Origin of the sequence: Dietzia sp. SYD-A1 (assembly GCF_015356725.1) — a bacterium.
Lineage (GTDB): Bacteria > Actinomycetota > Actinomycetes > Mycobacteriales > Mycobacteriaceae > Dietzia.
On the sequence record NZ_JADDKI010000344.1, the window covers coordinates 1 to 4479 of the forward strand.

5 protein-coding genes are annotated in these 4479 nt (G+C 69.7%); 4 read left to right on the top strand and 1 reads right to left on the bottom strand.

Features of this window, described 5'->3' with window-relative positions; translation table 11 throughout:
- The 4 genes from IY392_RS13340 to fbaA all read left to right on the top strand — a co-directional run.
- Nucleotides 1–827: SDR family oxidoreductase (locus IY392_RS13340; protein WP_228549392.1), on the top strand; the 827-nt coding region annotated here is incomplete at its 5' end.
- Complete coding sequence (locus tag IY392_RS13345) at nucleotides 824–1528, top strand: RNA methyltransferase (RefSeq protein WP_182612366.1); 705 nt, start codon at nucleotides 824–826, stop codon at nucleotides 1526–1528. The genes IY392_RS13340 and IY392_RS13345, both read left to right, overlap by 4 nt.
- A gap of 55 nt (nucleotides 1529–1583) precedes the next feature.
- The gene (locus IY392_RS13350) at nucleotides 1584–2693 is read left to right on the top strand and encodes a GTP-binding protein (RefSeq protein WP_107757444.1); all 1110 of its coding nucleotides are present in this window, start codon (nucleotides 1584–1586) and stop codon (nucleotides 2691–2693) included.
- A 133-nt stretch (nucleotides 2694–2826) separates the two neighbouring features.
- Nucleotides 2827–3870 (top strand): class II fructose-bisphosphate aldolase, encoded by a 1044-nt coding sequence (gene fbaA / locus IY392_RS13355; protein ID WP_107757443.1) that lies wholly within the window; start codon nucleotides 2827–2829, stop codon nucleotides 3868–3870.
- Nucleotides 3871–4020: 150 nt separating this feature from the next.
- Here the strand turns inward: fbaA and IY392_RS13360 are convergent.
- Nucleotides 4021–4479: hypothetical protein (locus IY392_RS13360; protein WP_309234184.1), on the bottom strand; the 459-nt coding region annotated here is incomplete at its 5' end.

Genomic DNA, 4479 nt, shown 5'->3' on the forward strand with positions numbered 1-4479 from the left:
CCACTGGCGCGGGTGCGCCGGCCGGATCCACGGTCCGCACGGTTCTCGTCACCGGCGCCGGCCGCGGGATCGGCGAGGCCACCGCACGCGGGTTCGCCGACGCCGGGTACCTGGTGGGCGCCTTCGATCTGCAGCCGTGTGCCTGGGCGGCGGGGGATGACCGCGTGATCACCGGAGCGCTGGACGTCACCGACCCCGCCGCCTGGGAGGCCGCACTGGAACAGGTGACGGCCCGCTCCGGTGGCGCGCTGAACGTCCTGGTCAACAATGCCGGCCTGTTGTACGGGATGCCGTTCGTGGACGCGAGCTACGAGCAGGACTCCGCGCTCGTCGATGTCAACGTCAAGGGCGTGATGTACGGCTGCCGGGCGGCGCACCCGTACCTGGAGAAGGCCTCGTCCGCGGTCGTGGTCAACCTCTGCTCGGCCTCGGCGATCTACGGCCAGGCCGAGATGGCCGTGTACTCGGCCACCAAGTTCGCCGTCCGGGGGATCACCGAGGCGCTGGACCTGGAGTGGGGTCCCACGGGCATCCGCGTGTGTTCGGTGTGGCCGCTCTACGTGGGCACGGGGATGCTCGAGGGCGTGAACACCGCAGGCATGCGGAACATGGGCGTCCGACTGACCGAGGGCGACGTGGCCGGCGAGGTTCTGCGCCTCGCCGAGCAGACGCGGCGCCCGACGTCCGGTCTGCTCGGGCGGATCCGGGGCGTCGTGGGTCGCGAGGTGCACCGGCCTGTGGGCACCCAGGCCACCGCGATGTACCTGGCGTCTCAGGTCGGGCCGGGGCGGATCATCCGACTGGCCAATCGGCGCCTGACCTCGTGACCGGGCCCACCCCCGACCCGGAGGCCGCGACCGCGGACCCCGCAGCAGCGGATCCCTCCGCCGGGCCCACCGAATGGGGTGAGGGCCTCGTCGGGGTGGGCCCGTGGGAGCTCGAGCGCCCCGGGGAGCCCCGGCCGTCCGGCGACCACTGGGACCCGGAACTGCTCGACTCGGGCGACCGCCGCAACGTGGTCGACCGCTACCGCTACTGGCGGCGCGAGGCCATCGTGGCCGACCTCGACACCCGGCGGCACCCGTTCCACGTGGCCATCGAGAACTTCGGCCACGATGCCAACATCGGCACCGTGGTCCGCACGGCCAACGCCTTCCTCGCGGCCGAGGTGCACATCGTGGGTCGACGCCGCTGGAACCGCCGCGGGGCGATGGTGACCGATCGTTACCAGCACCTGCGGCACCACGAGGACGTGTCCGCGCTGATGGCGTGGGCCGAGGCCGAGGGACTGCCCGTGGTCGCCGTCGATAATCTCCCCGGTGCCGAGCCGCTCGAGACCGCCCGCCTGCCGCGCGAGTGTGTACTGCTGTTCGGGCAGGAGGGGCCCGGTGTCAGTGCGGACGCGCGCCTGCGGGCGGCCCGGACGGTGTCGATCGCCCAGTTCGGTTCGACCCGATCGATCAACGCCGGCGTGGCCGCCGGGATCGCGATGCACGCGTGGATCCGCGAGCACGCCGCCCCCCTCTGACGTCCACGACGGTCCCGGCGCCGCAGCCTTAATGGAAATGGTTATCATTAGGACCATGGCTGATTCCCGCATCCCCGTCACCGTCCTGTCCGGCTTCCTCGGGGCCGGCAAGACGACCCTTCTCAACCACCTCCTGTCCAACCGGGACGGTCGCCGCATCGCCGTCATCGTCAACGACATGTCCGAGATCAACATCGACGCCGCCCTGGTGGCCGGTGAGGGGCATGTCGAGCGCGGCGAGGAGAAGCTGGTGGAGCTCACCAACGGCTGCATCTGCTGCACGCTCCGCGAAGACCTCGTGGAATCCGTGGCCCGTCTGGCCCGCGACGGGTCGTTCGACGCCATCGTCGTGGAGTCGACGGGTATCTCCGAGCCCATGCCGGTCGCCGCGACCTTCGAGTGGGAGTTCACCGGCGGGTTCCGCCTCGACGATCTGGCCAGGTTGGACACCATGGTCACGGTCGTCGACGCCTCGACGTTCCTCGGTGCGATCGCCCGCGGGGACCGACTGGACCAGCACGACATGGCCGCGGGCGAGGGCGACGAGCGGACGATCGCCGACCTCCTGGTGGACCAGGTCGAGTTCGCGGACCTCGTGCTGGTGTCCAAGACGGATCTGGCCTCGGAGCAGGTGGCGGGCGCGACCGAGCAGATGATCCGGGCCCTCAACCCCCGCGCCCGCGTGCGCCGACTCGACCGCGGCAGGATCGATGTCGCCGACGTGGTGGACACCGGTTTGTTCGACCCCGCGGTCGCCGCGCAGGCGGAGGGGTACGCGGAGGAACTCGCCACCCCGCACACCCCGGAGACGGAGGAGTACGGCATCTCGTCGACGGTATTCCGGTCCGGGCGGCCGTTCGACCCGGCTCGGCTCGAGGCGGCCCTCAGGTCCACCCGCGGTCTGGTGAGGTCCAAAGGCTACTGCTGGTTGTCGTCGCATCCGCACCATGCGGTGGTGTGGTCCCAGGCCGGGCCCAACTACGATCTCCAGATCGCCCAGGAGTGGGCGCGCGTACCAGACGTCCGCCCGGGGCAGGAGATCGTGCTCATCGGGGTGAAGCTCGACCACGCCGCGGTGCGATCCGCGCTCCGTGGCGCCCTGCTCACCGATGACGAGTTGGCGGCGATGCCCTCGGCGGTTCCGGGACTCGGATTGGCCCGCTGACCGCCGGTGTCCGCCGGGCGCCGTGACACCGTCGCGAGCCCACCGTGCCCCCGCCAGTCCACCGCGACCCGCCCCCTGGCGCTACCTCGTAGGATGGGATGAGTCACAGCGCCGAAAAACTGGAGGATCGTCAATGCCTATCGCCACCCCGGAGCAGTACAAGGACATGCTCGACCGGGCCCGTAACGAGGGCTTCGCCTACCCCGCGATCAACTGCACGTCGTCCGAGACCATCAACGCGGCCATCAAGGGTTTCGCCGACGCCGGCTCCGACGGCATCATCCAGTTCTCCACCGGCGGTTCCGAGTTCGGCTCCGGGCTGAACGTCAAGGACATGGTCACCGGTGCCGTCGCGCTCGCCGAGTTCGCACACGTCATCGCGGCGAAGTACGACATCCTGGTCGCGCTGCACACCGACCACTGCCCCGAGGACAAGCTGGACGGCTTCGTGCGTCCGCTCATCGAGATCTCCCAGGAACGCGTCGACCGCGGCGAGAACCCGCTGTTCCAGTCGCACATGTGGGACGGCTCGGCCACCCCGCTCGACCGTAACCTCGAGATCGCCAAGGAGCTGCTCGAGAAGACGGCCAACGCCAAGCAGATCCTCGAGATCGAGATCGGCGTCGTCGGCGGCGAGGAGGACGGGGTCGAGAACGAGATCAACGAGAAGCTCTACACCTCCCGCGAGGACTTCGAGGCCACCATCGACGCGCTCGGCGCGGGCAACACCGGACAGCGTTACCTACTGGCGGCGACCTTCGGCAACGTCCACGGCGTGTACAAGCCCGGAAATGTCAAGCTCAAGCCCGAGGTGCTGAAGATGGGCCAGGACGTCGCGGTCGAGAAGCTCGGGCTGAACCAGGGCGACCTTCCGTTCGACTTCGTCTTCCACGGTGGTTCGGGCTCGGCCAAGTCCGAGATCGAGGAGGCGCTGTCCTACGGCGTCATCAAGATGAACGTCGACACCGACACCCAGTACGCGTTCACCCGTCCGATCGCCGCGCACATGTTCGGCAACTACGACGGCGTCCTCAAGGTCGACGGTGAGGTCGGCAACAAGAAGGTCTACGACCCGCGCTCGTACCTCAAGAAGGCGGAGCAGGCGATGTCCGAGCGCGTCGTCGAGGCGTGCAACGACCTCAAGTCGGCCGGCAAGTCGAAGGGCGCCTCTGCCTGAACCGCCTCTGACTGAACCGCCTCCACCGGACCGGAGGCCCCGGCCTGACCCGACTCGAGGCGCCCCGACGGGTCGGTGCCTTCAGCGGCGTCCCTCCTTCAGCGGAGGGACGCCGCTGTCGTGTGCGGGGACCACCCGGGCGGAGACGCCTCAGCCGGGCTGATCTCCCTGCGGCACCGCGCCCATTCCCACACCGGGTTCGCACACCTTCCAGACGCCGTCCTCGTCGAGCATCCGCACCTGCTCCGGGGCGGACTCATCGGACTCCGACTCCACGGTGGCGGTGGCCACGTCGCCGTCGATCTCCACCCCGGTGACGACGAGGTCCTGCGGGAACGACCCCGCGATGGACTCGCGCAGCATCGCGTCGAGGTCGGTACCGGTCTGCTCGCCGGAGGCGGTGATGTTGTCGACGAGGTCCTGGGGAACCCGGTTCTCGGCGCACAGGTGGCTGTTGAACTCCGAGAACGATTCCGACCCGGTCATGTCGCGCAGGGTCTGCTCGACCGCGCGTTCCGCCCGGGCGGAGGAGGACATCGGCCCGGCCGCGACGAGCCACACGAGCGCACCGACGACCACGGCGACGACGACGACCGCGGCGGCCAGCGC

Excerpts from the sequence above, each read along its gene's own strand:
- fbaA (WP_107757443.1), top strand. The coding sequence starts at position 2,827 with ATGCCTATCGCCACCCCGGAGCAGTACAAGGACATGCTCGACCGGGCC.
- IY392_RS13350 (WP_107757444.1), top strand. The coding sequence starts at position 1,584 with ATGGCTGATTCCCGCATCCCCGTCACCGTCCTGTCCGGCTTCCTCGGG.